Source organism: Thermobifida cellulosilytica TB100, from assembly GCF_001517975.1.
Lineage (GTDB): Bacteria > Actinomycetota > Actinomycetes > Streptosporangiales > Streptosporangiaceae > Thermobifida > Thermobifida cellulosilytica.
This window is the reverse complement of record NZ_KQ950183.1, coordinates 397,142-422,640: the sequence shown is the minus strand read 5'-3', so window position 1 is coordinate 422,640 and position 25,499 is coordinate 397,142. Positions and strand designations below refer to the sequence as shown.

At 74.0% G+C, this 25,499-nt stretch carries 19 protein-coding genes and 1 tRNA gene; 9 read left to right on the top strand and 11 right to left on the bottom strand.

Annotation, left to right across the window (positions count from 1 at the left end; translation table 11 throughout):
* The first annotated feature begins 2,063 nt into the window (after positions 1-2,063).
* From AC529_RS14505 to AC529_RS14475, 7 genes are all read left to right on the top strand, one after another.
* Positions 2,064-3,098 (top strand): LacI family DNA-binding transcriptional regulator, encoded by a 1,035-nt coding sequence (locus AC529_RS14505; protein WP_068757669.1) that lies wholly within the window; start codon positions 2,064-2,066, stop codon positions 3,096-3,098.
* Positions 3,099-3,327: 229 nt separating this feature from the next.
* Positions 3,328-4,008, top strand: coding sequence for a GntR family transcriptional regulator (locus AC529_RS14500; RefSeq protein ID WP_068757550.1), 681 nt, complete (start codon positions 3,328-3,330; stop codon positions 4,006-4,008).
* 119 nt (positions 4,009-4,127) lie between these two features.
* Complete coding sequence (locus tag AC529_RS14495) at positions 4,128-5,105, top strand: tripartite tricarboxylate transporter substrate binding protein (RefSeq protein ID WP_068757548.1); 978 nt, start codon at positions 4,128-4,130, stop codon at positions 5,103-5,105.
* Positions 5,106-5,111: 6 nt separating this feature from the next.
* Positions 5,112-5,615, top strand: coding sequence for a tripartite tricarboxylate transporter TctB family protein (locus tag AC529_RS14490; RefSeq protein ID WP_068757547.1), 504 nt, complete (start codon positions 5,112-5,114; stop codon positions 5,613-5,615).
* 151 nt (positions 5,616-5,766) lie between these two features.
* A complete protein-coding gene (locus AC529_RS14485) occupies positions 5,767-7,269 on the top strand; it encodes a tripartite tricarboxylate transporter permease (RefSeq protein ID WP_068757544.1) in 1,503 nt (500 codons plus the stop codon).
* Positions 7,270-7,302: 33 nt separating this feature from the next.
* Positions 7,303-8,169 (top strand): dihydrodipicolinate synthase family protein, encoded by an 867-nt coding sequence (locus AC529_RS14480; RefSeq protein ID WP_068757543.1) that lies wholly within the window; start codon positions 7,303-7,305, stop codon positions 8,167-8,169.
* 70 nt (positions 8,170-8,239) lie between these two features.
* Positions 8,240-9,961, top strand: coding sequence for a dihydroxyacetone kinase family protein (locus AC529_RS14475; RefSeq protein ID WP_232306742.1), 1,722 nt, complete (start codon positions 8,240-8,242; stop codon positions 9,959-9,961).
* Positions 9,962-10,220: 259 nt separating this feature from the next.
* Here AC529_RS14475 and AC529_RS21280 read toward each other — a convergent pair whose 3' ends face one another.
* Positions 10,221-10,421, bottom strand: coding sequence for a hypothetical protein (locus AC529_RS21280; RefSeq protein WP_068757541.1), 201 nt, complete (start codon positions 10,419-10,421; stop codon positions 10,221-10,223).
* Positions 10,422-12,226: 1,805 nt separating this feature from the next.
* Here AC529_RS21280 and AC529_RS20980 point away from each other — a divergent pair.
* The gene (locus tag AC529_RS20980; RefSeq protein WP_232306741.1) at positions 12,227-12,529 is read left to right on the top strand and encodes a hypothetical protein; all 303 of its coding nucleotides are present in this window, start codon (positions 12,227-12,229) and stop codon (positions 12,527-12,529) included.
* Positions 12,530-12,563: 34 nt separating this feature from the next.
* Here AC529_RS20980 and AC529_RS14460 read toward each other — a convergent pair whose 3' ends face one another.
* Positions 12,564-13,787 (bottom strand): SWIM zinc finger family protein, encoded by a 1,224-nt coding sequence (locus tag AC529_RS14460; protein ID WP_083948256.1) that lies wholly within the window; start codon positions 13,785-13,787, stop codon positions 12,564-12,566.
* Positions 13,784-16,609, bottom strand: coding sequence for a DEAD/DEAH box helicase (locus AC529_RS14455; protein ID WP_083948253.1), 2,826 nt, complete (start codon positions 16,607-16,609; stop codon positions 13,784-13,786). Before AC529_RS14455 ends, AC529_RS14460 begins: the two co-directional genes overlap by 4 nt.
* A gap of 1,185 nt (positions 16,610-17,794) precedes the next feature.
* On the opposite strand from AC529_RS14455, the gene AC529_RS14450 reads away from it, so the two are divergent.
* Positions 17,795-18,571, top strand: a complete 777-nt coding sequence (locus AC529_RS14450; protein ID WP_068757538.1) for a TetR/AcrR family transcriptional regulator — start codon at positions 17,795-17,797, stop codon at positions 18,569-18,571.
* 7 nt (positions 18,572-18,578) lie between these two features.
* Here the strand turns inward: AC529_RS14450 and AC529_RS14445 are convergent, their stop codons facing one another.
* From AC529_RS14445 to AC529_RS14410, 8 genes are all read right to left on the bottom strand, one after another.
* Complete coding sequence (locus AC529_RS14445; RefSeq protein ID WP_157080210.1) at positions 18,579-19,205, bottom strand: cyclase family protein; 627 nt, start codon at positions 19,203-19,205, stop codon at positions 18,579-18,581.
* A 37-nt stretch (positions 19,206-19,242) separates the two neighbouring features.
* The gene (locus AC529_RS14440; RefSeq protein ID WP_068757534.1) at positions 19,243-19,734 is read right to left on the bottom strand and encodes a nucleoside deaminase; all 492 of its coding nucleotides are present in this window, start codon (positions 19,732-19,734) and stop codon (positions 19,243-19,245) included.
* A gap of 302 nt (positions 19,735-20,036) precedes the next feature.
* Positions 20,037-20,108, bottom strand: a tRNA-Pro gene (locus AC529_RS14435).
* A gap of 34 nt (positions 20,109-20,142) precedes the next feature.
* A complete protein-coding gene (locus AC529_RS14430; RefSeq protein ID WP_198156435.1) occupies positions 20,143-21,522 on the bottom strand; it encodes a hypothetical protein in 1,380 nt (459 codons plus the stop codon).
* A gap of 209 nt (positions 21,523-21,731) precedes the next feature.
* The gene (locus AC529_RS14425) at positions 21,732-22,253 is read right to left on the bottom strand and encodes a hypothetical protein (protein ID WP_068757533.1); all 522 of its coding nucleotides are present in this window, start codon (positions 22,251-22,253) and stop codon (positions 21,732-21,734) included.
* A 28-nt stretch (positions 22,254-22,281) separates the two neighbouring features.
* A complete protein-coding gene (locus AC529_RS14420) occupies positions 22,282-22,671 on the bottom strand; it encodes a VOC family protein (protein ID WP_068757531.1) in 390 nt (129 codons plus the stop codon).
* A 54-nt stretch (positions 22,672-22,725) separates the two neighbouring features.
* The gene (gene def, locus AC529_RS14415; RefSeq protein ID WP_068757527.1) at positions 22,726-23,391 is read right to left on the bottom strand and encodes a peptide deformylase; all 666 of its coding nucleotides are present in this window, start codon (positions 23,389-23,391) and stop codon (positions 22,726-22,728) included.
* A gap of 910 nt (positions 23,392-24,301) precedes the next feature.
* The gene (locus tag AC529_RS14410; protein WP_198156434.1) at positions 24,302-24,997 is read right to left on the bottom strand and encodes an HAD family hydrolase; all 696 of its coding nucleotides are present in this window, start codon (positions 24,995-24,997) and stop codon (positions 24,302-24,304) included.
* Positions 24,998-25,499 lie beyond the last annotated feature (502 nt).

The following is a 25,499-nucleotide window of genomic DNA, read 5'->3' as shown; positions in this document are numbered from 1 at the left end:
CCCCGGCGGCGGCCTCGGCCGGGGCGAGTCCGCCGGGCATCAGGCCGTCGTCGGGGCGCCTGGCGGTGTCGCGCGGCGAGGAACTCGGCGCTGCGCCTGTCGGCCTCGGGCAGCGCCCGCGGCGGGCCCGCGGACGTCGACGCCGACAGGCCGCCCCGGCCGGCAGGACCGCGGGCCTCCCCGCTGCCGGGCAGGAAGCCGACGCACCCGGCGGCCTCCTCCGGGTACCCGGTGTCGGCGCAGACGGAGCAGAACACCGCGGGCCTGACGTGCATGCCGGTGCGCGCGTGCCCGGCCCGCCCGGGTGGCGCAGCAGTCGGCTCGCGGCCCGGCGCGGAGCTGACCGCGCCGAGCCGGGTGGCCCGGAAGTGCGCCATGGCGCCGCTGTCGGCGGGCAGCACCGGCCGGTCGGGGCCGCCCGCCTCGGTCCCCGCGCTCTGCGAGGCGCCCGGCCGTCCCCTCCTCCGCACAGAAAGCGTTTACCGAGGGGTGGACGAACCTGCCCCGCTTCCGGAACCGAACCCCGCACGCCGGTGGGCGACCGTGGGCGCCGGGCCGCGCCCCCGGACGTCCCCCGCGCCTGGTCACCACGCGCGCCGTCCGGGGCCGACCGCCCTGTGCGGCGCCAACCGCCCCCGGACGGGTGTCCGCAACGATCGTCGCCGAGGCGGGCCCCGGCCCGCTACCGCCTGCACGCCCGACGACTTCCCCGGAGGCTCGACGCCGAGCCGGTGGACGAGGTCGCCGTGTGCGCCCCCGACCGTCTGCGCGCCGGCTGCATCGCGGCCGCCCTGGAGTCGGGCCGCGCCGTCGCCGCCGAGAGGCCGCTACCGTCGGCCTGGACGGCTGCCGCCGCGTCCGCGACGCCCGGGAGCGCACCTGCGGCCAGGGCTCGGCGGGTCCAACCACCGGCACAGCCCCGTCCACGGGCACCTGCGCGATGCTGCCTCGGGGGCCGTCGCAGAGACCGGCTCGGCGCCCTTCGCGTGGCTGCTCGGCCTGCGCCACGGCACCGCCCGGTTCCGCCGCCGGCACCGCGCCGAGCGCCACTGCGGCGGCCTCCTGACGCCCCAGGCCAGCCGCCGCCCCGACCTGGTCAACCGGTGGACCGACTCCCGTCCCGCCGAGGTCTTCGCCCGGGCCGGCCTCTTCTCCTGCGGCGAGGAGGCCGCCGCCACGGCGTCGCCGCCGACCACGAGCGCAGCCACGGCGGTCCGGCCGCCGGGAACGCCCCGTTCGCACTGCACCTGAGCGGCAGCCCTGGCCCCGACCCGGCTTCCCCGGACGTCGGGCACGAGCACGGCTGCCGGCGCGGCCTCAACGTCTTCGGTCCCGGCATCACCCATCGGGGGAGGACCTGCCGGTGCTGCTCGCCACGCCTCGGATGCCAGGCCCACCTGCCGCCTGGCGGCCTGGGAGGGCTGCCGGATCTCGTCCACCGGCGGCCGGGGGCCGCCCGGAGCTCGACGTCACCGGGATCCCGTGGGCCTCCCCGCACCGGGACGAGACGACGCCGGTGCGCGCCACGCCCGCCCTCCGAGGAGAACACCACGGCCATACCGCCCCCCGCGCCCGCACCGAGCCCCGCGCAGGACGTCTCCGCCGCGGTGGGCGAAGGCTCCCACGGCGACGGCATCCGCCCCGACCGCAACGACGGCACCCACGCCCTGCCGGCCGGCCCGGCCGTCAACGCCTCGACGGGGTCGGGCGCCCCGGTGCAGGCGGAGGAACTGCTGCCCGGTCGGGCCCGCGGTCCACACCGTCCCGCGCCGCCTCCCCTCCCCGGCCTGCGGTGCGGGGCCCTCCGCGGCCCGGTGGGGCGGCCGCCGGGCCGCGTCCGCCGGGGCGCCCGGCCACGGCGGGCCTGGCCGGCGGGCGGTCGGATTTCAGCTCGTCGGCGGCACACGAGGCCCTAGGCTGGCGTTCCGGGAGGCACCGGCGTACCGAACTGCGGCAGAACGTACCGGGCGGCGTCGGCGGCGCGAACTCCTGAGCCGCCGACGCCGCCCACGAGCGGAGAGGAAAGAGTTTTCCTGGTGGCACGCAGCGGAAAGGGCAACGGGGTGGGGTCCGGATACGTGACACTGGAGCAGGTGGCCAAACATGCCGGGGTGTCCCTGGCGACCGCGTCGCGCGTGATCAACGGGAGTACCCGCCAGGTCGGCGAGAAGCTGCGACAGCGGGTCACCGCGAGCGCCCGGGAGCTGGGGTACCTCGCCAACGCCTCGGCGCAGACGCTCGCCCGCAACACCAGTTCGCTGGTGGGGCTGATCGTGCACGACATCGCCGACCCCTACTTCTCCGGCATCGCCGCGGGGGTGACCCGCCGTGCCGAGGGGGAGAGCCTGGTGGTGGTGCTGGGCACCACCGGGCGCGCCCCACAGCGCGAGGTGCAGATGCTGGCGACGCTGCGCGCGCACCGCGCCCGCGCGGTGGTGCTGGTGGGCAGCCGCACGATCGACGAGGAGGGCACGCGCCGACTGGCCGAGGAGATCCGGATCTTCACCCGCCAGGGCGGGCGGGTCGCCTGCGTCTCCCAGGAGGGGCTGCCCGCGGACACGGTGGTGCCCGACAACCGCAACGGCGCCGCGGCGCTGGCGCGGCACCTCGTCGAGCAGGGGCACCGCAGGTTCGCGATCCTGGCCGGTCCCGCCGATCTGCGTACCGCGCGCGACCGGTTGGACGGGTTCCACTCGGCGCTGTCGAGCGCGGGGGTCGAGCTCGCCCACCACAACGTGGTGCACGGCGCCTTCACCCGTGATGGGGGGTACGAGTCGACCCGGCGGCTGATGGCTGCGGGCACGGACGCGACCTGCCTGTTCGCGGTCAACGACGTCATGGCCACGGGTGCGATGGCGGCCCTGCGCGACCTGGGGCTGCGGGTGCCGCAGGACCTGTCGGTGGCCGGGTTCGACGACATTCCCACGCTGCGCGACCTCACTCCGGCGCTGACCACGGTGCGGCTGCCCCTGGAGCGGATGGGCGAGGAGGCGGCCCGGCTGGCCCTGGACGGGGAGACGCCCGAGGAGCCCCGGGTGGTGCCGGTCGGCGGCGAGGTCGTCGTGCGGGAGAGCACGGCTCCGCCCACGCGGAGCTGACCTCCTGTCCCGCGGCTCCGGGGCCCCGGGGCGGCGGTGCCGCACGTGTGGTGCCGTCGCCCCGGGGCCTCTTCGTCGCGGCCCGGGCCCCGGCCGTGTTTCCCCGTACCCGCAGGGGTTTCCGTCTTCTTCCAGGTCAGCAGGTCGGAATTCCGTGCCCCGGCGACTTGACACGGATCGGGCCGTGATTCAATCTGGTCAACTGTTAACAGTTAACCGAGAGGAAACGATGTCGGAGATCCTGCCCATCAAGCCGCGGGCCCTGGGGGACCAGGTGGCCGGCGAGCTTCGACGCATGATCATCACCGGCCGCTACGCTCCGGGGACCACGCTGGTGGAGAGCCACCTGGCCGAGAAGTTCAACCTGAGCCGCGGGCCGATCCGCGACGCCCTCAAGACCCTGGCGGCCGAGGGGCTGGTCGACACCAACCGGCGCAGCGCCACCGTCGTGGGGCTCAGCGGCGCCGACATCGACGAGCTGTTCTCCCTGCGGGAGGCGATGGAGCGGCTCGCCCTGGAGATCGCGCTGGGACGGGACCGCAGGGGCCTCACCGAGGGCCTCCAGGCCGCGCTGCGCGGCATGCGGCGCGCCGCCGAGGAGCGGGACCCCACCGCCTTCACAGCGGCCGACCTGCGTTTCCACTCGGTCTTCTACGACGTCGCCGCGCACCGGCGGCTGGGCGACGTCTGGGCGCAGTACCGTCCCACCATCGAGATGCTGCTGCTCGCGTCCAACGAGCGCTACGCCGATCTCACCCCCTCGGTCCGCGCGCACGAGCTGCTGGCCCGCCTGGTCGAGGAGGGAGACCCCGAAGCCGTCTTCGCCGAACTGCACGCGCACCTGGACAACGCCAGGCGCAGGCTCCGCAGACCCTACACGGAGCAGGAGCAGTTCCCGGGGAGCGCATAGCCCCGGTCCCGGGCCGCCCCTCACAAGGGGCCCTTCCGCCCGAATACCTCCGATCATCGGATCTTCATGCCAAAACCCGCACATTCGTCACTGGACTCGTCACACCCGAAGGAGGCGTCATGCGCCCCACCACCCTCCGCACCGCGGGCGGCGTCCTCGCCCTGGCCGCCCTCGTGACCGCCGCGGGCTGCGCCGACCGCGGAGCGGTCTCCGAGGACGCTGCCGACTACCCCAGCAAGGACATCACCCTCGTCGTCCCCTACCAGGCCGGAGGCGCCTCCGACCTGGCCGCCCGCACCCTCGCCGAGCAGCTCGAGCAGGAGCTCGGCACCAGCATCATCGTGGAGAACCGCACCGGCGGCGCCGGCTCGGTGGGCCTGCAGCACCTGGCCTCGGCGCCCGCCGACGGCTACACCATCGGCTACCTGCCGGTGGAGACGGTCATGCTCGGCTTCCAGGGCTACGAGGTCGACCCGGCCGACTACGACCTGATCGGCCAGATGGTGTCGGTCCCGGCGACCGTGGCCGTCCCCGCCGACAGCCCGTACGAGACCCTCGGCGACCTGGTCGAGGCGGCGGAGAAGGAGCCCGGGAAGATCACCGTCTCCAACTCCGGTGCGGGCTCCATCTGGGAGGCCACCACCGCGGCCCTGGGCGAGGCCACCGGCACCGAGTTCAAGCCGGTTCCCTTCGACGGCGGCGCCCCCGCCGTGACCGCCGCCATCGGCGGCGAGGTGGACGCGGTCATCGCCGGCATCTCCGAGACCGCTCCCGCCCACGCCGACGGCCAGTTGCGCGTCCTCGCGGTGTTCGACGAGCAGCCGTCGGAGTCGCTGCCGGGCGTGCCCACCGCCGCCGAGGAGGGCGTGGACGTCGTCATGGGCGGCTGGGGCGGCATCGGTGCTCCCGCCGGCCTCCCCGACGGGGTGAAGCAGGCCCTGGAGGAGGCGTTCGAGGTCGCGGCCTCGTCCGAGGAGTTCACGGCGATCATCACCGACTCCGGCAGCATCCCGGTCAACGTCCCCGCCGACGAGTTCGCCTCGTTCGTGCAGAGCGAGACCCAGCGCTTCGAAGGCCTCCTGAGCGACCGGGGCTGATCGGCGTTGTCCACCGCATCCGTTCCCGAGGAGGGCGGGCCGTCCCCGGTGGCGGCGGCCCGCCCCTCCGCACCGCTGCGCGAACTGGTCCCGGCGCTGGCCGGGGCCGCCGTGGCCGTCGGCGCCCTGGTGCTGGCGGCCCAGGTCCCGGAGAAGACCGGGTTGACCAGTTTCAGTCCGCGCTGGTGGCCGGAGGCGCTGGCGTACGTGCTGCTGGGGCTGAGCGTCCTGCACGCCGCGCTGGCGCTGCTGCGCCCCCGCGCGACCGCGGAGCTTCCCGACCCGGCCAGCCGCACCGGGGCGCTCCGCCTCACCGCGATGCTGCTGGCGGTCCTCGGCTACGGGGTCCTCTGGTACTTCGTGGACTTCCGGGTCTCCACCCCGGTCCTGCTCGCCGCCCTGGTCCACCTGGGCGGCGGCCGCGGCTGGAAGGCGCTGCTCGTCTTCCCCGCCGTGGTCACCGCCGTCCTCTACCTGCTGTTCGGCGTGCTGCTGAAGGTTCCGCTCTGATGCGCCCGCCCCGCTCCCGGCCGGCCGCGCCCCCGTCCGCGCCCGCGGACCGGAGTCCGCTCCCGGCCCCGCACGACCGTCCCGTCCCCCGGAGAGGAGGAAGGGGCCCCTCCCCACGGCCAATGTCCGGCCGGACGGCCCCGACGACCCGATGAGTCCTCTCGTCGAAGGCTTCGGCTCGCTGCTGGACCCCACCGTGCTGCTGTGCATCGCGGCGGGGGCCGTGCTGGGCATGCTGGTCGGCGCCTTCCCCGGCATCACCGCCACCATGGCGGTGGCCCTGGCCAGCGGCTTCACGCTCTCCCTGGACCCGCTTCCGGGCCTGGCGGTGCTGCTGACCATCTACGTCTCCGCCAACTTCGGCGACCGGGTCCCCGCGATCCTGGTCAACACCCCCGGCACGCCCGCCTCCATCGCCACCACCTTCGACGGCTACGCGCTGGCCAAGCAGGGCAGGGCCGGCCTGGCGCTGACCGCGTCGGCGTTCGCCTCCGCGATCGGCACGTTCGCGGGACTGCTGCTGCTGATGTTCGCGGCCATCCCGCTGTCCCGGCTGGCCCTGCAGTTCGGTCCCGCCGAGATGTTCGCCCTGGTCGCCTTCGGCCTGACAATGATGGTCGGGATCTCGGGAGGGCAGATCGTCAAGGGCCTCATGGCCGGCGCCCTGGGGCTGCTGCTGGGGGCGGTGGGCCGCGACCCCATCACCGGCGACCCCCGGTTCACCTTCGGCGTCCTCGAACTGTCCGACGGGATCCCGTTCATCGCCGCGATCATCGGCCTGTTCGGCATCGCCGAGGTCTTCGACCAGATCCTCACCCACCGCACCGGCAGCGGCCCCGCCCCGATCACCCAGTTCGGCCGGTGGTTCCCCCGCCGCTCCGACTGGCGCGTCATGGTCAAACCGCTGCTCGTGGGCAGCGGCGTGGGCGGGGTGGTCGGCGTGGTGCCCGCCACCGGCGGCGACATCGCCGGCATCCTCGCCTGGGACCAGGCCCGGCGCGTCTCCAAGCACCCGGAGAAGTTCGGCAAGGGGTCGCTGGAGGGCATCACCGCCGCCGACACCGCCTCCAACGCCACCCTGGGCGGCTCCACGACCACCTCACTGGCCCTGGGCATCCCCGGCGACTCGGTGATGGCCGTGATGATCGGCTCCATGATCGTCTGGGGCATCCAGCCCGGTCCGTCGCTGTTCACCAACAACCCCGAGCTGGTCTACAGCATCGCGGGGATCATGATCGTGGCCACGCTGCTGGCCCTGGGGCTGAGCCTGCTGCGCATGCGGAGCGTCGCCAAGCTCCTCGACCTGCCGCGGCACTTCCTGTGGACGGTCATCCTGATCTTCTGCATGGTGGGCACCTACGCCGTCAACAACAGCGTCTTCGACGTCGGCGTGATGCTGGCCTTCGGGCTCGTCGGCCTGTTCCTGCGGCGCTTCTCCGTCCCGGCCGGCCCGGTGGTGCTGGGCCTGCTGCTGGGCAAGCTCGCCGAGAGCAACCTGCGCCGCGCCCTGGAGATCGGCGGTCCCTCCAACATCCTGACCAGCCCGCTCGCCATGGCGATCCTGACGGTGAGCCTGCTGGCCCTGCTGCTGCCGCCGCTGCGCGCCGCCTGGAGGCGCCGCCGCACCGCCGGGGCGGCCGCCCCCACCCGCTGACCCCTTCTTCCTTTCCTCCCGAGGAGACCGCGCATGCCCGAAGCACAGTTGATCACCGCGATGCCCACCCCGTTCACCGCCGACGAGCGGCTCGACACCGACACCCTGGCCGTCCTGGCGGCCCGGATCCGCGACAGCGGCGCCGACGGAGTGTTCGCGGCGGGCACCACCGGCGAGTTCACCGCCCTGGACGACGAGGAGCGGCTGGAGGTGCTGCGCGTCGCCCTGGAGGTGTTCGGCCCCGACCGCACCTACGCGCACGTGGGCGCGGCAACTGCCCGGCAGGCCGAACGGCTCGCCCGGGCCGCCGTGGCCGCGGGCGCCCGCCGGGTCGCCGCCATCACCCCGTTCTACCTGCCCGCCCCCGAGGACGCGCTGCTGCGCTACTTCGAGCGGGTCGTCGCCGCCGCGGACGGCGCCCAGGTGTTCGCCTACCTGTTCCAGGCCCGCTCCACCACCCCGGCCGCGCCGTCCGTGCTGCGCCGCCTCGCCGACGTCGGCGTGAGCGGGGTCAAGATCAGCGGGGAGAGCGACGAGTCGGTCGCGGCGTTCCTCGCCGAGGCCCCGGAGGGCTTCGCGTTCTTCTCCGGCAACGACGTCTCCTACGCCGAGCTCGTCCGCTCCGGCGGCACGGGCGTGGTCTCTGGGGTCTCCTCGGTGTTCCCCGAGCCGTTCGTGGCCCTGCGCGACGCACTGCGCTCCGGTGACGCCGCGGCCGCGGCCGCGGCGCAGCCCCTGGTGGAGCGGGCGGTCGCCGCGGTCAAGGCGGGCAACATCGCCCACCTCAAGGCGGGGTTGCAGGTGCGGGGACTGCCCGTGGGACCGGTCCGGGTCAGTTGCGGGTCCGTCTCCGCCGCCGACCTCGAAGAGCTGCGGGCGACCGCCGCGGCCGTGGCCTGACCCGCGGCGGGTCCGAGCACCACCACGCGGCGGGCGCGACGCGGCCGCCCGCCGCCCCATCGAGAAGCGAGTGAGCGACGTGGCACTGAAGAAGATCATCAACAAGCCCGAGGACTTCGTCGACGAGCTGACCGAGTCGCTGCTGCTGGCCCACCCCGACCGGCTGCGCGCCGCCTCGGCCGACCGGCGGGCGCTGGTCCGTGCGGACGCCCCCGTGCCCAGCCGGGTGGGGATCGTGACCGGCGGCGGCTCCGGCCACCTGCCCCTCTTCCTCGGCTACGTCGGCCAGGGGCTGGCCACCGGCGTCGCGGTCGGCAACGTCTTCTCCTCCCCCTCCGCCGAGCAGATCGCGGCGGCCACCCGCGCCTCCGACGGCGGGGCGGGTGTGCTGTACCTGTACGGCAACTACGGGGGCGACATCTACAACTTCGACCTGGCCGCCGACATCGTCGCGGCCGAGGGCATCGCCACCGCCACCGTGCTGGGCACCGACGACATCCTGTCGGCCCCCAGGGGCAGGGAGTCGACCCGGCGCGGGGTGGCCGGGCTGTTCTTCGCCTACAAGACCGCGGGAGCCGCCGCCGACCGCGGCGACGACCTGGAGGGCGTGCGGGAGATCGCGCAGCGCACCGTGGACGCCACCCGCACGATGGGCGTGGGCCTGTCCCCGACGATCCTGCCCGCCGCGGGCCGACCGACCTTCACCCTGGCCGACGGCGAGATGGAGGTCGGTATCGGCATCCACGGCGAGCCGGGCAGCCACCGGGGGCCGTTGGAGAGCGCCGACGAGATCACCGACCGGTTCCTCACCGAGATCCTCGCCGAACTCGACCCGGCCCCGGGCCAGCGGGTCGCGGTGCTGGTCAACGGGTTGGGCGCCACCCCGCTGGAGGAGCTCTACCTCGTCTACCGGCGCGCCCACCAGGTCCTCGCCGAACGGGGCGTGGTCATCCACCGCCGCTACATCGGCGAGTTCGCCACCAGCCTGGAGATGGCGGGGGCGTCGCTGTCGCTGCTGCTGCTCGACGACGAACTGGCCGAACTGCTGGACGCGCCCGCGGCCTCCCCGTTCTTCTCCCAGGGGCAGCCCGCGCCGGTCCGGCCTGCCGCCCGGGCCGTCGACGGCGTCCCCGGGAGCGGCGGGGACGCCCCGTCCGAGGTGCGGGTGCGGCGGACCGGCTCCCCCAGCGCGCTGCGCGCCCTGCTGCTCGACGTGCTGCCCGCGCTGCCCGCCCACGCCGAGGAGCTGCGCGCCCTGGACGCCCGCCTGGGCGACGGCGACCTGGGCATCACCGTGTCCGCGGGGGCAGAGGCGGTCCGCGAGGCGCTGCTGGGCCTGCCCGAGGACGTGCACGCGGCCGACCTGCTGCGGGCGGCGGGTGTGGCGTTCGCCTCCGCCAACCCCTCCACGTTCGCAGCGCTGGTGGGAACCGGGCTGTTGCACGCCGCCGCCGAGGTCGACGGCGTCGCCGGGCCCACCGCGGCGGACGCCGCCCGGATCACGGAGGCCGTCGCCCGCCGCGTGCAGGAGCGCGGCGGTGCCCGCCGCGGCGACAAGACCTTCCTCGACGTGCTGCTGGCGGTGGCGGAGGCGCTGTCCGGTACCGCCGACGCGCGTTCGGCGGCCGAGGCGGCTGTCGCGGCGGCCGAACGCACCGTGGCCGAGACCCGGGAACTGGCCTCGTCCCGCGGCCGTGCCGCCTGGGTGGGGCAGCGCAGTGTGGGTGAGGCCGACCCCGGATCGGTGGCGGTGCTGCGCTTCCTGGAGGCCCTGCGCGACCGGGTCGGCTGAGTCCTTCTGGTCCGGTGCCGCTGGTGTCCCGGCCGGGGCACCAGCGGCGTGCGGGGTCGGCGATGGGGGCGGCCACGTCCTCGACCGCGTCGGCCGGGTCGGCGTGGTCCCGGTGCCCGTCGAGTGCCGGGCGAAGACTGCTCCCCGTCGGTGCGGGACGACCGGCCGGTCTCGGAGAGCAGCCGCCGGTACCGCCTGGCGTAGTCCTCGGGGTCGTCCGCGGCGGCTGCGAGGGCGCGGCTGGCCATGACGACGGGGGTCACGCCCGCTGTTGCGGGACGGAATGCCGGTGGAGGAACATGCCGAGGGCGATGCCGCCGCCGTCCTCGGCGCGGCAGTTCCGGCTGGGGCGCTGTGCGGGCTGCCGGTCTCCTTCGAACGCCCAGCAGCCGAACTCGCCGCGGTTCGACAGGATGCGGCAGAGGAAGCCGCTGTCGCTGAGGCGGCGCAGCGTGAGCATGCCGCGGGGGGAACTGCCCGTCCTGGGCGGCGCCGTTCTTCACCCCCGCGTCTCGGGCGGGTTCGGCCGGCTCCAGGGCTGCGCCAGCCGGGTTGTCGGCGGTCGGCTTCTCGACGCAGCCGTGCCTGCCCGCGGCGATGGCGGAGCGCGCCGCGGCCTCGCGGGCGTGCGTGATCTGGGCGTCGAAGTGCACCTCGACGGAGTCGTCGAGAGCGCCGTGTCGAGGTCGGTGCTCCACCGTTCGATCCCGTGCTGCTCGGCGGTCACGCGCAGCTTCTCCGCCGGCCGTCCCACGAGCACCGTTTCGGGGATGCTCCGGGAGCCGTCGGGAGCTCCACTCCCCCGCCCCGTCGTCGCGGACGGCCGGGACCGACCTGGTCAGGGGTGGCGGTATCCCCTGCGTCTGGCGACGCCGTTCCCGGCGGCACCCCGCATGATCCCCCGTATGTTGTTCCGCCTCTTTGTGAAACCGCTTTCCGAAGTACGCCGAACCGCGCCGGGCGTCAGCGGGGGCCCGCTGCCTCACCAGGGCGGAAAACGGTTGGGCGCCGCGACCCGCCGGCGGTACGGTGGCCTGTTTCGGTCGTTCCGCCTGCGGCTGCCGCTCCGTGCGGGCCCGCCTCCGGCAGGCCCGTCCCACGCGGCCGACCTTCCTGCCGCCCACACCCCGGCCCGGCACGGACCGCTCCCCCCGCACGGAGCACCGAGTCCTCCGCTGCTTCGGCAGCCCGGGCCCCACCCCGGGAATCGACGACGCCCGACGGCAAGCGGCCTTGTCGTCGTCACCCCTTTCCTGCCGAAGCGTCCACTTCGACCGTCCCGGCATGGTCCGCGGCACGTCCTTCCGGAACGGACACGCCGCGGCACGCGACTCCTCCCGCGGGACGTTCTTTTCTCCGAAACCGGAATCCGTCTTCCAAGCTGTTCGGCACGGCCTCGTCTGCCTCTGGCCCGAGCGGAGCAAGATCTTAAGTCCTTACCAAAGCAAGGAAAGAGGCACGGACCGGCATGCCGCGGCTGGTCTGCAACTGACCGGAGCAGACTTCTCCCCACGAAGCTCGTCACCTTCACCCCAGGGGAAACAAGCCACAGACGCCACAAATTCACAAGAAAAACATAAACCAACAATTACGTCTGCACCACCAAGAAACAACCCAGAAGCCAGACAGTTCAGATCTTTTCCCATTACCACCTTTCCCCGAATTCCCCGTATCTTTCCGCCCTGCCGTCTTTGGAGCATGAACTTCCCCTCGACCTCATCCGCCACTTTCCTGTCCTGGCCCCCTGTCTGCCGGAGCGTGCCTCCAAGGTGCCGCTGCCGGAGTTCTCCCGGGCCCGGTGCGACTCGGGGGACGCGACCACCACCGCACCGCCGGAACTGCGCGCCGACGCCGTCGTCGTCCTGGAGCGCGGTCCCGCCCCCGGCGTCGGCAGCCCAGTCCCGGTGCTGGTGATCGTCGTGGAGTGCCAGCGCCGCCCCGACGAGCGCAAGCGCTTCGGTGGGCCCGCCTACGTGGCCAACCTGCGTGCCCGACTGAAGTGCCCGACGGTGCTGCTCACCCTCTCCCCGAGCAGGGCGGTGGCCGAGTGGTGCGCGGCCCCGATCGACCTGGGCTGGGGCTCCCTGGTGCACCGGCCTGTCGCGCTGTCCCTGGCGGACCTGCCCCCCGATCGCCGATCCGGAACGGGCCCGCGCCGAACCGGAACTGGCGATCCTGGCCGCGATCGTCCACCACACCGACGATCCGGCCGTCCTGGACGCGCTGCTGCCCGCGATCGACGCGCTCGCCCCCGACAGGGGAGCTTTGTACGCTGACTACGTGCTCGCGGCGCTGCCCGCCGCAGCCAGGAAGTACCCGGAGGACGCTGTGACCACCGGCACCTACGAGTTCAGGTCCGACCTCTTCGGCCGGGCCTTCGCCCTCGGCGAAGCCCAGGGGGAAGCAAAAGGCGAGGCGAAGTCGGTGCTGCTGATCCTGAAGACCCGCGGCATCCTGGTCTGCGACACCATCCGCGAGCGCATCACCTCCTGCACCGACCTCGACCAGCTCACCACCTGGATCCGCCGCGCCCTCACCGTCGACACCGCGCAGGACCTGCTGTCCTAGCCGTGTCCGACTCCGCGGCCGGCACCGGCCGTACTCACAGCTCCCCGGCCAACAGTGCGGACAGCGCCGCCCCCGGATCCGCGGAGCCGGGCGCGGCAGGCCACCACTCCCCCTCCACCAGCAGGTAGGGGTGCCAGCGGCCGTCACGGCCGTACCGCAGTTGCACACCGCGTTCGGGCAGTGTCCACCGGTTGCGCCAGACCCGTGCCTCGCCGAGCTCCTCCCAGGCAGCGCGCAGTGCGGCACGTGCCCGCGCCGTCACGGCCGCGGGAGGCGTCCAGGGCTGTTCCAGCGTCTCCAAGCCGTCTGCACCGCCGTACTGCCAGGCTCGGACAGCCCGGTCGAATCCTTCGACGCGTCCGCTCGCCCGCGCCAGGCGCCGCCGTAGCCGCTCCTCGGGGCAGGACGCGGCCAGCCGCACGGTGTCCTGCCACGCGTCGAGGTCGGCGGGCCGTGCACCGCGCAGCAGGGCGGCGGCGCGGTGCGCGGCGTCTGCGGCGAGCTGCCGCACCGCGGCGGCGTCGAGTTCCTCCGTGTCGGGAAGCGCGGGCGGCGTGCCGGTGCCCCCAGGCGGCGGGAAGGGTTCGGGCAGCGGTGGCGCGGGGCGCCGCCAGGCCCGCGCGGCGTCCTCTCCTTCGTGCGTGTGGGCGGCGTCGGAGGGCTCCGCGGCCTCGGAGGGGAGGCGGACCCGGCGGAGCTCGTCGGCAAGCGCGTGCCCGGTACGGCCCCGCAGCAGCAGGAGCAGGAGGGGGTCGCTGTCCAGCAGCCAGGCGAACTGGTGGCACAGGGCCGCAGCATGCCGGCAGGGGTGCTCCCATCCGGGGCAGTCGCACGTGAAGTCGAACTCGTCGTCGCGGGGCAGCAGCCGCACTCCCCCGTCCTCGGCTGCCTGGTGGAGGTCGCGGGGTATGTCGTGGTCCAGGAGTGCGGCGACGTGTCCGGTGCGGGCCGCGGCCTCGGCGGCGAAGCGGTTCCATTCGGCGTCGGTGAGGGTGCGTACCGACACGGTCACCCGCAGGAGCCCGTCGGTGTCGTCGACGGACGCGGAGATCCGGCCGGGGCTGACGGCGATGCTGCCCACTCTCCCGCTGCGGGCGTAGGTGCGGCCGGCACGCAACTGGTCCGCGTCGAGCGCGGCCTGTTCCACCGCGCTGTTCCAGGCCCTGCCCCACCAGGTGCGGGCCGTGGCCCCTCCGCGGCGGCTCCGGGTTGCGGGAAAGGGAGGGAAACCGCGGGCCTCGGCGTCCTGTGCTCTCATGGGGCCCTCCTCAGTTCCACCAGTTCGGAGAGTTCGGTGTCGGACAGTTCGCTGAGGGCGGTCTCACCGGAGGCCAGGACGGCCTCGGCGAGGTCGCGTTTGGCCTCCAGGACGGCGGCGATCCGGTCCTCGACGGTGCCTTCGGCGACCAGTCGGTGCACCTGTACGGGGCGGGTCTGGCCGATGCGGTGGGCGCGGTCGGTGGCCTGCTCCTCCACTGCCGGGTTCCACCACCGGTCGTAGTGGACGACGTGGTCGGCGCGGGTGAGGTTGAGGCCGGTGCCCGCGGCGCGCAGCGACAGCAGCAGGATCGGGACGTCTCCCTCCTGGAAGGCGTGGACCGTCTGTTCGCGGCGCGCCACCGGGGTGCCACCGTGGAGCAGCAGGGAGGGGACGCCTCGGTCGCGCAGGTGGCGTTCGATGAGCCGTGCCATGGCGACGTACTGGGTGAACACCAGTGCGGATCCGCCTTCGGCGAGGATCGTCGTGACGAGCTCGTCGAGCAGGTCCAGTTTTCCGGAGCGGCCTGGCAGGCGCGGTGCGGTCTCCTTCAGGTACTGGGCCGGATGGTTGCAGATCTGTTTGAGGCCGGTGAGCAGTGCCATGACCTGGCCTCGGCGGGCCGTGCCGGAGGAGGCGCGGATGCGCTCCATGGTCTCGCGGACCAGGGCCTCGTACAGTCCGGCCTGTTCGGGGGTGAGGGTGACCGGGTGCTCGGTTTCGGTCTTGGGGGGCAGTTCCGGGGCGATGCCTGGGTCGCTCTTGCGGCGGCGCAGCAGGAACGGGCGGACGAGCCGGGCGAGACGCTCGGCGGCCTCCGGGTCGGTGCCGGACTCTGCGGCGTCGGCCCAGCGGGCGCGGAACCGCGCCAGGGGGCCGAGCAGCCCGGGAGTGGTCCAGTCGAGGACGGCCCACAGTTCGGTCAGGTTGTTCTCCACGGGGGTGCCGGTGAGCGCGACGCGTGCGGAGGCGGGGAGGCGGCGCAGTGCTCGGGCGGTGGCCGAGACGGGGTTCTTGGCGTGTTGGGCCTCGTCGGCGACGACCAGGTCCCAGAAGGTGCCGGCGAGGCGTTCGGCGTCGACGCGCAGGGTGCCGTAGGTGGTGAGGGTGACGGAGCCGGGTTGGGGGTCCAGGACGCGGTCGCTGCCGTGGAAGCGGCGTACCGGGGTGGCCGGGGCGAAACGGCGGATCTCCTTTTCCCAGTTGCCCAGCAGCGACGCCGGGCACACCACGAGGGTGGCGCCGGGCTGCTCTGCCCGTTCGGCGCGCAGCAGGTGCAGGGCGATGAGGGTGACGGTCTTGCCCAGTCCCATGTCGTCGGCCAGGCAGCAGCCCAGTCCCAGCCGGGTCGTGCGGTCCAGCCACCGCAGTCCGCGCAGTTGGTAGTCGCGCAGTGTGGCGGTCAGGGCCGTGGGAGGACGCGGGGGCTCGTCCCCACCGTCGGGGTCGCTGAGGAGCGCACGCACCTGTTCGAGTCGGCCCGTGGCGGTCAGGGGTACCTGTTCTCCGTCGACGTCGACGGTTCCGGTCAGTGCGGCGGCGAGTGCGTCGACGGGGGCGAGTGGTGTGCGGCCGCGGTGTCGTGCCCTGCGGGCGAGGTCGGGGGAGAGCAGCACCCACCTGTCGCGCAGCCGTACGAGGGGGCGGTGCGCTTGGGCGACGCGGTCGAGTTCGGCCGCGGTGAGTTCGGTGCCGTCGAGGGTGATGCGCCAGTCCAGCGCGAACGGTTCCGTGCCCAGGCCCGGTCCGGCGCGGCCGGGAGCGCCGGTGTCGCCGACCACGGCGGTGGCGGTGAGGCCGCGGACCAGGGTCCGCGGCCAGTGCACGGCGACGTCCGCCCCGGCGAGGCGTTCGGCGGCTGTTCCCAGCAGGTCGTCGAGTTCGGTGTCGGTGAGGGTGAGGGCGTCGGGGACGCTTCGGTCCAGCAGCCGTTCCAGGGGCGGCCAGAGCCGGGCGGCCCGGCGGAGCGCCAGTGTCGTGTCCAGGCGGGCCCGTGGTCCCAGGCCGGTCTCTCCGTCGCGCCACAGGTCGGCGGCGTCGACCACGAGTCCGGGGTCGGTGCGGCTGTGGACCTGTAGGACGGCGCGCAGGGCTGCGTCGTCGGGAAGGTCGTCGAGGTCCTCGGCTCCGTCGGGGAGTTCCACGCGCAGCGAGATGCGCACCCCAGTGTCGAGTTCGGCGGCGACCTGGTCGGTCCAGGCGCGCAGGTGCGGCACGTGCTGCGGTTCGGCGGCGGCGAAGGGGGCGGATCCGGTGAGGCGGGGGGCGGCGGGGGTTCGGGGCAGGGTGTCGGCGACCGCGTCTGCCAGGCCGCGCACCAGTGGTTCGGCGAGGGCCAGGACGGGCGGGTCGGTGTCGGGGAGGGGGATCGCGCGGGCTGAGGGCGGCATGGCGGCGGCGAGGGTCTTCAGGGCGTGCGTGTCGTCGGCGTCGAGCGGGCCGATCCGCCAGGCGTCGTGGGCTGCGGGGGTCAGGCCGGGAAGGAGGCGGCCGCGTGCGACGAGGCCCAGGGCCGTTGCGGCGGCCGTTCCCCAGAAGACGGCGGCCGGGTGGGCGTCGGTGCTGGTGCGGGCTGCGAGCAGCACCGGCAGGGCCTCGGCGACTCCCAGTCGCAGGGCGGGCACGGTGGTGGTCCGGACTCCGTCGCCGTGCGGCAGGGCGACGGTGGCCGTGCCGGGTTCGCCGACGTCTGCGCCGGTGCGGAGGTCCGCGGTGTCCTGACTCCACAGGACGAGGGTGGTGGTGCGCGGCGGGTCGCCCGGCTCCACGGCCACGGCGCAGCGGGCCAGTCTTCTCGCCTCGTGGGGTGCGATCGCGGTCATCCGGGGTGCTCTTCTCCCTGTCGGCTGTTGCGGTGGGAAACGGTGTCCGCGGGTGCGGAGATTCCCCGGTCCGCGGGTGCGGGGGCGCGGCCGGGCGCCCGGTGGTCCGGTGCGGGTGTCGTGGTGGACGGTCGCGGCATGTCCCGGGGGCGGAAGGCGCACACGGCCGTCTCCCCTGAGGAGGCGGTTCCGGTGGGGGCGGTCGGGGTGCACGGCGTGCGGTGCCGACCGCTCCGGGCGGTGCAGATGCGGCGGCCGGGTGCGCCCCTCCCGGACACCGCCTCCTTTTTCGTACAACGTACCGTACAGCATACGGAAAGGGGAGGCGGTGTCGCTTCCCCGCTTTCGGGGCAAAGAGCCCCGGGTTTCCGCACCGTCGGCGAACGTTGTCCACACCTCGGCGGTCGCGCTGGAAGCGTCCGGTTGCGGCCGCCTACGGTTGCCCCACGAGTGAACCGACGGGGAAGGCCGCAGCCCACGGCAGCGCTCCGGCCGCCCGCACGCCCACGCCGACCCACGGGAGTCCCGCTGTGTCCGACGCCCCAGTCCTGCTCACCGTCTCCGACCTGCGCCACCGCGGCTGGACCCCCGCGATGGTCCGCGACCTGCTCGGCGACCCCGATTCGCTGCTTCCCAATCCGTACTTCCGCTCCTCCGGACCCATAGCCCTGTACCGGGTGGAGCGGGTGCGGGCCGCAGAGGCCGGCGCCGACTTCGCCGCCCGGGCGCAGCAGGCGGCACGCCGCGCCGCGGCCTCGCGGCGCGCCGCCGAGCAGCGCCGGAAGAAGGCCATGGAAACGGTCCGGGCCGCCGCGCCCCGCCCGCCCGAGCCGGAGGGACGCCCCGAACCTCCCCGGACGGCCCCGCACAGCACCGCCCGGGGAGGTTCCTCTTCCGCTGAGCCCCGAAGCAGCGGACTGCCCCGCCGGGAGCTGCCCCGCACCACGTCCGCCGAGCCGCCGCGGCGCGGGCAGCCCTACTGCCTGGACCACGTCCTCGCCCGTCACGGCGCTCCGGTGCACGGGCCGCGCGTCCGCGGCGGTCTGCCCCGGATCACCGCGCTGCTGTGCCGCCGCCTCCACTCGGTGATCGCCGGACGCCACCCCTGGCTGTGCGCCGAGCACCGGAACCGGTCGCGCGGCTCTGCCGGTCCCGTCTCCGGCGGCTCCGTAGGATGGTCGGGAGATGACCACCGACGAGCACCGCACCGAGACCTCCGATCCCGCCCGCAGTCTGGCTCTGCTGTGGCGTACCGGGGAGAGCAGCGGCCGCAGGGGCAGGAAGCACGGTCTGAGCGTGGACCGTATCGTGCATGCGGCGATCGAGCTGGCCGACGCCGAGGGGGTGGCGGCGCTGTCGATGCGCCGGGTCGCCGAGCGCCTCGGTGTCGGCACGATGTCCCTCTACACCTACGTGCCTGGTAAGAGCGAACTGCTCGACGCCATGATCGACACCGTCCACGGCGAGCTGGGCCGCCACCACGAGGCCGCCGGGGGCTGGCGGCGCCGTCTGGAGCTCATCGCCCGTGACAACTGGGCGCTGTGCCACCGCCATCCCTGGCTGCTGCGGGTGCTCACCAACCGGGTGCCTCTGGGGCCGAACATCTCGCTCAACTACGAGTACCAGTTGCGCGCCATCGACGGCATCGGGCTGAGCGACCTGGAGATGGACTCGGTGATCACCCTGGTCACCGACTACGTGCACGGCGCGGCCCGCAATGCGCTCGACACCGCGCGCAGCCGCCGCGACTCGGGCGTCACCGACGAGCAGTGGTGGCGCGCCCAGGCGCCGTTCCTGGAGAAGGTCATGGACCCGGCGCGGTTCCCGGTGGCCGGACGGGTCGGTACGGCCGTGGGCGAGGCGTACCGCACGTCCTACGATCCCGACCGCGCCTTCGAGTTCGGTCTGGCGCGTGTCCTCGACGGTATCGAGGTGTTCGTCGCACGCGGGAGGGGCGGGTGAGGGCGGTTCAGCGCAGTTCGGCCACCACCCGCGCGGGTGCGCCGTCCGCGTCCAGGCGCAGCGGCAGGGCGTAGACGCGGAACTCCCGTCCCCTCAGCCGGTCGAGCCCGGACAGGTTCTCGATGATGAGCACGTCGCCCGCCAGCAGTGCGCGATGGACCTCGAAGGGCTCGTGGTCGACGCTGCACGTGTCCACCCCCGCCATGGACACCCGGCGTTCCACCAGGTAGTCGGCGATCTCCAGGGGAAGTGCCGGGAAGTCGGTGAAGTAGGACGGGTCGGAGCGGGCGGCATCCATCCCGGTGTGGAACAGCACGATGTCGCCCTCGGCGAGGTCTGCCCGCCGCACGGCGTCGAGGGTGAATCCGTCTCGGGCGTCGACGTAGCGTCCTCGGCCTACGAAGCGGTCCACCGGGTAGTGGTCCAGGCTCGGCCCGTCGGCCAGCATGTGGCTGGGGGCGTCCACGTGTGTGCCCGCGTGCGTGCCCAGCGAGACGCGCCCGCAACGGTACCCGTCGGGCACCAGGTCCGCGGCGGCGTCGATCCGGATCTGCGGATCGCCCGGGTAGACCGGTGTCTGCTCGGTGAGGGGCACCGACAGGTCCAGGAACATCTTCCTCGCCTCCGTCTCCACGTCCTGTTGCTGCGGCGGCCGCGCCGCGGCCTGCCGGTCAGCGCTGTGCTGCTGTCGTGCGGTGGAAACGGCGGTGCAGTTCGCGCACCTGTGCGGCGAGTTCGGGCGCCGGTCCCTCCACCGCGACGCCGGGGACGACCTCGCGGACGGGAAGCGGACGCACCGGAGGGGCGGGTGCCCCGAGTTCGGCGAGCCAGTCCGTCAACTGTGCCGAGGAGGCCGCGTAGACGATACGGCCCAGGCCCACCCAGCCGTGTGCGGCGGCGCACATCGGGCAGTGCTCGCCGGAGGTGTAGACGGTCGCCGCGGCCCGCTGCGTCTGGTCCAGGTGTTCGGCGGCCCAGCGTGCCAGTGCGAACTCGGGGTGGCGGGTGGGGTCGCCGGAGGCGACCCTGTTGTGGTCCTCGGCGAGCACGGTGCCGTCTGCGGCGACGAGCACCGAACCGAACGGTTCGTCGCCCGCCTCCAGGGCCTGGGCCGCCAGTTCCACGCAGCGGCGCAGGTGCCGCATGTCGGCGTCGTCGAGCATGGGGGCCTCCCGGTGGTGCGGTCGTGTCCGTCGGTGGTGACCCTAGCCCGTTTCCGTTCGGCCGTGGCCGACAGCGGAGCGGGGGTGCGTGTTCTGCGCGGCCCCGCGGAGCCGGTTTTGGGTGAGGCGGGAACGCTGCCGGGGCCGCGGTGCCTTCGCGGGGCACTCCCCGGCAGCGGTCTGCGGCGCGGGAGGAGCCAAAGCGCCGGGCCGTACCTGTGAGCAGAGCCCGAACCCCTCGTCCGTGCGGTCGGGAGCTGGGCGTTCCGTCTCCGCTCCGGCGGCGCGTCCGGTCTGGAGGCCCCCGGGAGCAGGGCTCGAACCTGCGTCCACCCGGTCCCGAGCCGGGCGTTCTACCTCTGAACTACCCCGGGGGCGCCGCCAGGATGGACCACCGCGGCGGGGCGGTCAACCGGTTTTCCGCGGATCGCCGTGCGACGGGTTTTCTCCGGTCCGTGTCGCGGCCTTCGTTGCGGCGGGCTTCTTCTTGCCGGAGAACACTCCGGCCGAGCGCAGCAGCGTGGCCAGCAGCGGATCGCTCACCGCGACGCCGTGGACCAGTTCCGGGGTGGGTTCGAACGGCACCGCGTGCTGCGGGTCGGGGCGGGGCGCGGTCCATCCGGTGGCCGCGGGATCCAGCCCGTGCCGTGCGCACACCTCCTCCACCAGGGAGCGGGGGCACTCGGCCTCGCCGCGCAGCACCTGCCAGGGCAGCGGGAGTTCTGCCCACACCGGTGTGTCGGGGTGCAGTCCGCCCCCGAGCTGCCGGTGCAGGGCGGCGAGGTCCGCGGCGACCAGCAGCAGCACCTTGCCGGGGCACATCCGGTCGAGGATCTCCTCGGCTCCCACGGCGTGCAGCAGCGCGAACCAGCCCTCGCGCGCCTTCGTCCAGGCCCGGGCGGCCTGGTTCCAGGTGGTGGAGTCGTCTCCGGGGCGCACGATCATGGTGGAGCGGTCCGGCCGCTGTTTGTTCCAGAGGCTCTCCAGGAGGTCGCCGACCTCGGTGAGCACGCCGTACCACATGCCGAGCAGCCTCCCCTTCTGCTCGTCGTCGAGGTGGCCCAGCACCTCGGTGGTGGGGAAGACGTGTGCCACCGCGAACCAGTTGGTGCGGTCGGGGTTGCGCCGCAGGATCTCCATCAGCGACCGCGCGACCGAGTCGTAGGCGCGTTTGTGGCCGGTGACGGTGAACTCGGTGCGCAGGTTGGCTCGCGCGGTGAGGTAGGCGACGAAGCACGCGGTCGCGGTGTCGGCGGCGAACTCCTCGTAGGACAGTCTGGTGGCCAGTCCGGACTTCCCGGTCATGGTCACCTTCCGCAGGTGTTGTGCCCGCGCCAGGCGGGTGATCTTGTCCTCCAGGTGGCGCAGTGCGCGGAACCGCTTGTTGTACTGGCGGCGCGACATCTGCCCCAGTCCCGCCTCGCTGCGCCGGGCCCGGTTGAGCCGGTGGCCGAGGTAGTCGTTGGCGCCGTACTCCTTGGCGATCTCCCTGCCTGCCGCGCGGACGGCTTCCGCGAGCCGTTCGGGGTCGTCCGCCGTGTCAGCGGGGAGGTCGCGCAGCGTCTCGAAGACCCGCGCGGCCGAGGTGAGCTGTTTGTGCGCGCCGACCGGGCGGGCGAAGTCCTCGAGCATGGAGGTGTAGCCGTGCCAGGTACGGCGCAGCGAGTGTTTCGCCGCCTGTCTCAGGGCACGCGGCTTCTCCCCCGGCAGGACCCGGAGGATCAGGTCGGCGACGTCCTCGGGGCGTTTCCGGGCGTGCAGGGTCGCGTAGAGCTCGGCGATGGACATGCCGGTCAGCCTCACACGTCGTGTCGGTGGAGGCCAAGGGATTTTCGGCGCTGCTCCGGTGGGAGGGCCGTGCGTGTTCGCCGCGGAGCTCCCTGTTGCGCGTGCGAAGCCCGCGGCCGCACGCCGTCGGCCGCGGGTGCTTCCACGGTCGTGCCGCAGCGGCGCTTCCCCGGCCGCTTGCGGGCCGCCAGGGCGGCGCACCGTCGGGGTCAGCCCCGGCCGAGCAGGGGGCGCAGGTCGTCCGGGTCGGTGACGCGGCGCAGTGCGGTGAGCCCGGTCGGCTCGGCGGGCGCGAACAGGCGTACCACCCAGTCGGCGTCGAGCACCGCGGCGGCGACCCACGAGTGCCCGGTCGTGAGCACGGTGAACGGCCGTGCGGTCCCGTCGACGGTGAGGGAGCGGGTGGACCAGGCGGCGTCGGGTGCGGGCGCGGGTGCGGCCCAGTCGGCCGCGCCGACGGTGCAGCGCTGCATGATGTCGCGTTCGGTGCAGAACGCACGCAGCCACCGCTCCTGCGGAGGTGCTTCGGCCTCCCAGCAGCGGACGGTGATCTCCAGGTCGAGGTGGGCGTCGGCGGAGCGCCATCCGAAGTCCACCACCACCTTGTCGGGCAGTGCGCGTCCCGGGGGCACCGTGGCGGAGCTGACCCTGCCGCGTTCGGTGCGGCCGACCGGAGCGAGAACGGGGACGGCTGCGACGAGCGCGGCCGCGGGAACGGGGTTGCCACTCACCCTTGCAGCCTAGCGCCGGGCCGCGCGGTCAGGGCCGGTAGCGCAGCGGGTGCTCCTCGGGCACCTCGACGACGCAGATGCGCAGCCCGTCGGGGTCGGTGATCCACATCTCGACCAGTCCCCACGGCTCGCGCCGGGGCGCTGTGAGGACGGTGGCGCCGCGCTCGACGAGTTCGGCGTGCGCGGCGGCCACGTCCGGCACCTGTAGCCACAACTGGACGGCTTCGGGGTCCGGCGGGTGCCCGCTGCCTCCGGACAGTTCCAGGAAGCCGCCGCCCAGGAAGAACACCGTGCCGCGCTGCTCGTACGGGCCGAACTCGCGGTAGATCGCCAGTCCCAGCACGTCCCGGTAGAAGGCGCGGCTGCGCTCCAGGTCGGTGGGGTGCAGCAGGACACGGCTGCCGAGGACGTGGACCACGGTGCGATCCTAGGAGCCCGCCGCGGCGGTGTCCGCGTTCCGGCCGCGTGTCGGCTATTCGAACCGCATGTTCTCGGCGTTCTCCGCGCGGCGCGCGAACACCTGGTCCTTCATGTCGTTCATGGTCTTGAGGACCTTCTTGCGCTCCCGCTTGGGCAGCCGGTCGATGTAGAGGCGGCCCAGGGTGTGGTCGGTCTCGTGTTGCAGGCAGCGTGCGAAGTATCCGCTGCCCTCGATGGTCACCGGGTTGCCGTCCCGGTCGAAGCCGGTGACCCGGGCGTAGGGGGCGCGGGGCAGTTCGGCGTGCGGTCCGGGCACCGACAGGCAGCCCTCGTTCTCGACGGCCAGGCCCTCTTCTTCCACGCCCCAGGTCTCCAGCACGGGGTTGACGACGTGGCCCACGTGGCGCACGCCCTCGTCGTCGGGGCAGTCGTAGACGAACACGCGCAGGTCGACGCCCACCTGGTTGGCGGCCAGTCCCACCCCTTCTGCGACGTACATGGTGCGGAACATGTCGTCGATGAGCGTGTGCAGTTCGGGAGTGCCGAACTCGGTGACCTCGGCGTTGCGCCGGTGCAGGACGTCCTCGCCGACAACGGTGACCCGCAGCGTCTTTCCGCGGGCGGCCTCGGGCGCCCGCTCGGGGTAGGAGTCCACGGGCTGTCCCTGGACCCGCACCCGGGTGTCGACGGGGGCTTCGGACACGTGCTGCTCAGACATCGCTTGACTCGTCTTTCCAGATGGTCGGGCGGCCGTACACCGGGAACTCCGTGGCTGGAACGGCTCCTGCACGGTATCAGCGACCGCGCTCTCCGGCGTTCTCGACGATAACGGACGTCAGGGTGTATGCGGTTCACGCCCGTTGGTCGGACGAGGATCACACCGGGCGGCTTGCGCCTGGCCGTGGCCCGGAGGGCCGGTGGGCGGGGCCGTCGTCGTGCGGTGGCACGGCCGACGGTGCGTGTGGCCGGGTCCGCGTCCTGTCCGTGCGGCGTGTCGGCGCGGTGTGTGCTGCCGCGCGGGGAGGGCGTCTCGGTGCACGGTGCGGCGTCGCGGTGGGCGGCACCGGGGCGTGGTCGGCCCGGTCGTGCGGGGTGGTCGGGCCTCGGGGTGCGGCCGCACTTCCCCCTCTGCCCTGCCGGGCGGGGTCGCGGCGTGTCCGCGGCTGTGCCGGGTGCGGTGTGTTCTCCGGGGGCGAGGTCGGCCCGGTGCGCCTCGGGGCGGTCGACCCGCCACACGACGGTGTCCGTCTTCGGCTGTCGTCCGGGGCGGGGTGCGGCCGGTGGCCGCGGCGAACGCGCCGGGGTGTCCTGGGTGTGGGGGCCGACCGCGACGACGGTGTGGACCTGCTGTCGCAGCGGCGGGGGCGTGCCGGGTCGGCGGGCAGGAGGCGGTGGGCCTCGTCGACCGCCGGCCATGCGGGTGGCCCAGTTCTGCGCAGCAGCCTGCCAGGCGGGGCAGCAGGTCGGCGGCGCGGGTGGAGCGCTGGTGCGGGGGACGGCCGCCGGGTGGCGACGCCCCGGGTGCCGGGGGCGTGGAGCGCGGCCCCCGCCTCGTCGGCCGAGGGGCGCGGGTGGCGTCGCCGACCGCGGTCGCCTCCTCGCGGGGGCGTGGCCGTCTTCCGGGGTGATCACGCAGTACTGGTAGCCGCTGCGGCCGAGCCGGGCCGGAGGTGCGGCCGCGGCGGCCCGGCGGCTGTCGGAGTGGCCCGCCACGGTCGCGACTGTGCCGTGGGGGCGAGGGAGGGGGCCGTGTCGGCGGCGCCGAGGCGCAGGTCGTGCCGGGTGACGGGGACTCCGGCGGGGTCGTCGGTGAGGAGCTGGTCGAGGGGGTCGGCCACTCCTCGGCCGCGGGGGTGGTCCAGGACGGGGTGGTTCGTCTTCGTGACCGGTTCGAGGGTGTTGGCGAGGGCGGCGGCGCATTCGCAGTGGTGCGGCACGGCGCGGTCGTTCTCGGCGTCGCCGACGGCGGCCGCGGAGTGCGGGGAGAGCTGCTTCCGGTGCAGTGCCGCGGCCGGTCCCGACGCCTTGCCGGCTTCTGCGGGGAGCACCACGACGTCGCTCCGGTTGCGGACCGTGTGGAGGTCCGGGCCCGGGTCGCGGATGGTGTCGAGCACGGTCCGGCCGTGCGGTTCCCGGGTGGTGGCGACCACGTCGGCCACGGCGAGCGGGGCGACGTCCCGGGAGCGCGGCCGGGTGACGGACTCGGCGGAGGGCTGTTCGGCGAGCGGTCGGCGGTCGTGCCGGTCCGGGTCGTGGAGGACGGCGCCGTTCTCCACGACCGTGTCGAACACGCCGAGCAGGTCGTCGGGTCGGCGTCCGGTCACCGGGACCTGGCGGAGCCCGGGGTGCAAGAGCCGTTTTGGCGTGTGCGCGGTCGCGGCGTCGACTCTGCCGGCTGGGGCGAGTGTGTCGTCGTAGTCGCAGGCCGGCACGTGGCACCGTGTTCCCGCCTCCGCCGGTTCGGGGGCCGGGGAGCGCTGTCCCGGTTCGCGGCGGCCGTGCCCGGCCGGTGGGCCGGCGGCGGGGCTTGCCGTTGCGGCCGGGTCCGTTCCTTCTGCGGTCGGCAGTGGCGGCTTTCACAGGGCGCGGTTTCCTGGCGGGTGCGCGGGTTTCCGGCCGTGTCGCAGGTCACGCCGTTTCAACGGGTTTTCGTCGGATTATTACCGCCTTCCGGGTTTGTTGTCAGGCGCGTGTCCCGAAGGTGGCGGTCCGGTGCCGTTCGGGATCCGGTTCCGTGGCGGAACCGCCTCCGTGTGCGGGTGCGGCGGAGGGGACGCTCCGATCGTCCTGAGCGCGGCCCCGGCGGATCCTTCCCGCGCCCCTGTG

Bases quoted from the DNA above. Each gene is read 5' to 3' on its own strand.
- AC529_RS14500 (WP_068757550.1), top strand. From the start codon at position 3,328: ATGTCGGAGATCCTGCCCATCAAGCCGCGGGCCCTGGGGGACCAGGTG.
- AC529_RS14495 (WP_068757548.1), top strand. From the start codon at position 4,128: ATGCGCCCCACCACCCTCCGCACCGCGGGCGGCGTCCTCGCCCTGGCC.
- AC529_RS14485 (WP_068757544.1), top strand. From the start codon at position 5,767: ATGAGTCCTCTCGTCGAAGGCTTCGGCTCGCTGCTGGACCCCACCGTG.
- AC529_RS14480 (WP_068757543.1), top strand. From the start codon at position 7,303: ATGCCCGAAGCACAGTTGATCACCGCGATGCCCACCCCGTTCACCGCC.
- AC529_RS21280 (WP_068757541.1), bottom strand. From the start codon at position 10,421: ATGCTCACGCTGCGCCGCCTCAGCGACAGCGGCTTCCTCTGCCGCATC.
- AC529_RS14460 (WP_083948256.1), bottom strand. From the start codon at position 13,787: ATGAGAGCACAGGACGCCGAGGCCCGCGGTTTCCCTCCCTTTCCCGCA.
- AC529_RS14455 (WP_083948253.1), bottom strand. From the start codon at position 16,609: ATGACCGCGATCGCACCCCACGAGGCGAGAAGACTGGCCCGCTGCGCC.
- AC529_RS14450 (WP_068757538.1), top strand. From the start codon at position 17,795: ATGACCACCGACGAGCACCGCACCGAGACCTCCGATCCCGCCCGCAGT.
- AC529_RS14440 (WP_068757534.1), bottom strand. From the start codon at position 19,734: ATGCTCGACGACGCCGACATGCGGCACCTGCGCCGCTGCGTGGAACTG.
- AC529_RS14430 (WP_198156435.1), bottom strand. From the start codon at position 21,522: ATGTCCATCGCCGAGCTCTACGCGACCCTGCACGCCCGGAAACGCCCC.
- def (WP_068757527.1), bottom strand. From the start codon at position 23,391: ATGTCTGAGCAGCACGTGTCCGAAGCCCCCGTCGACACCCGGGTGCGG.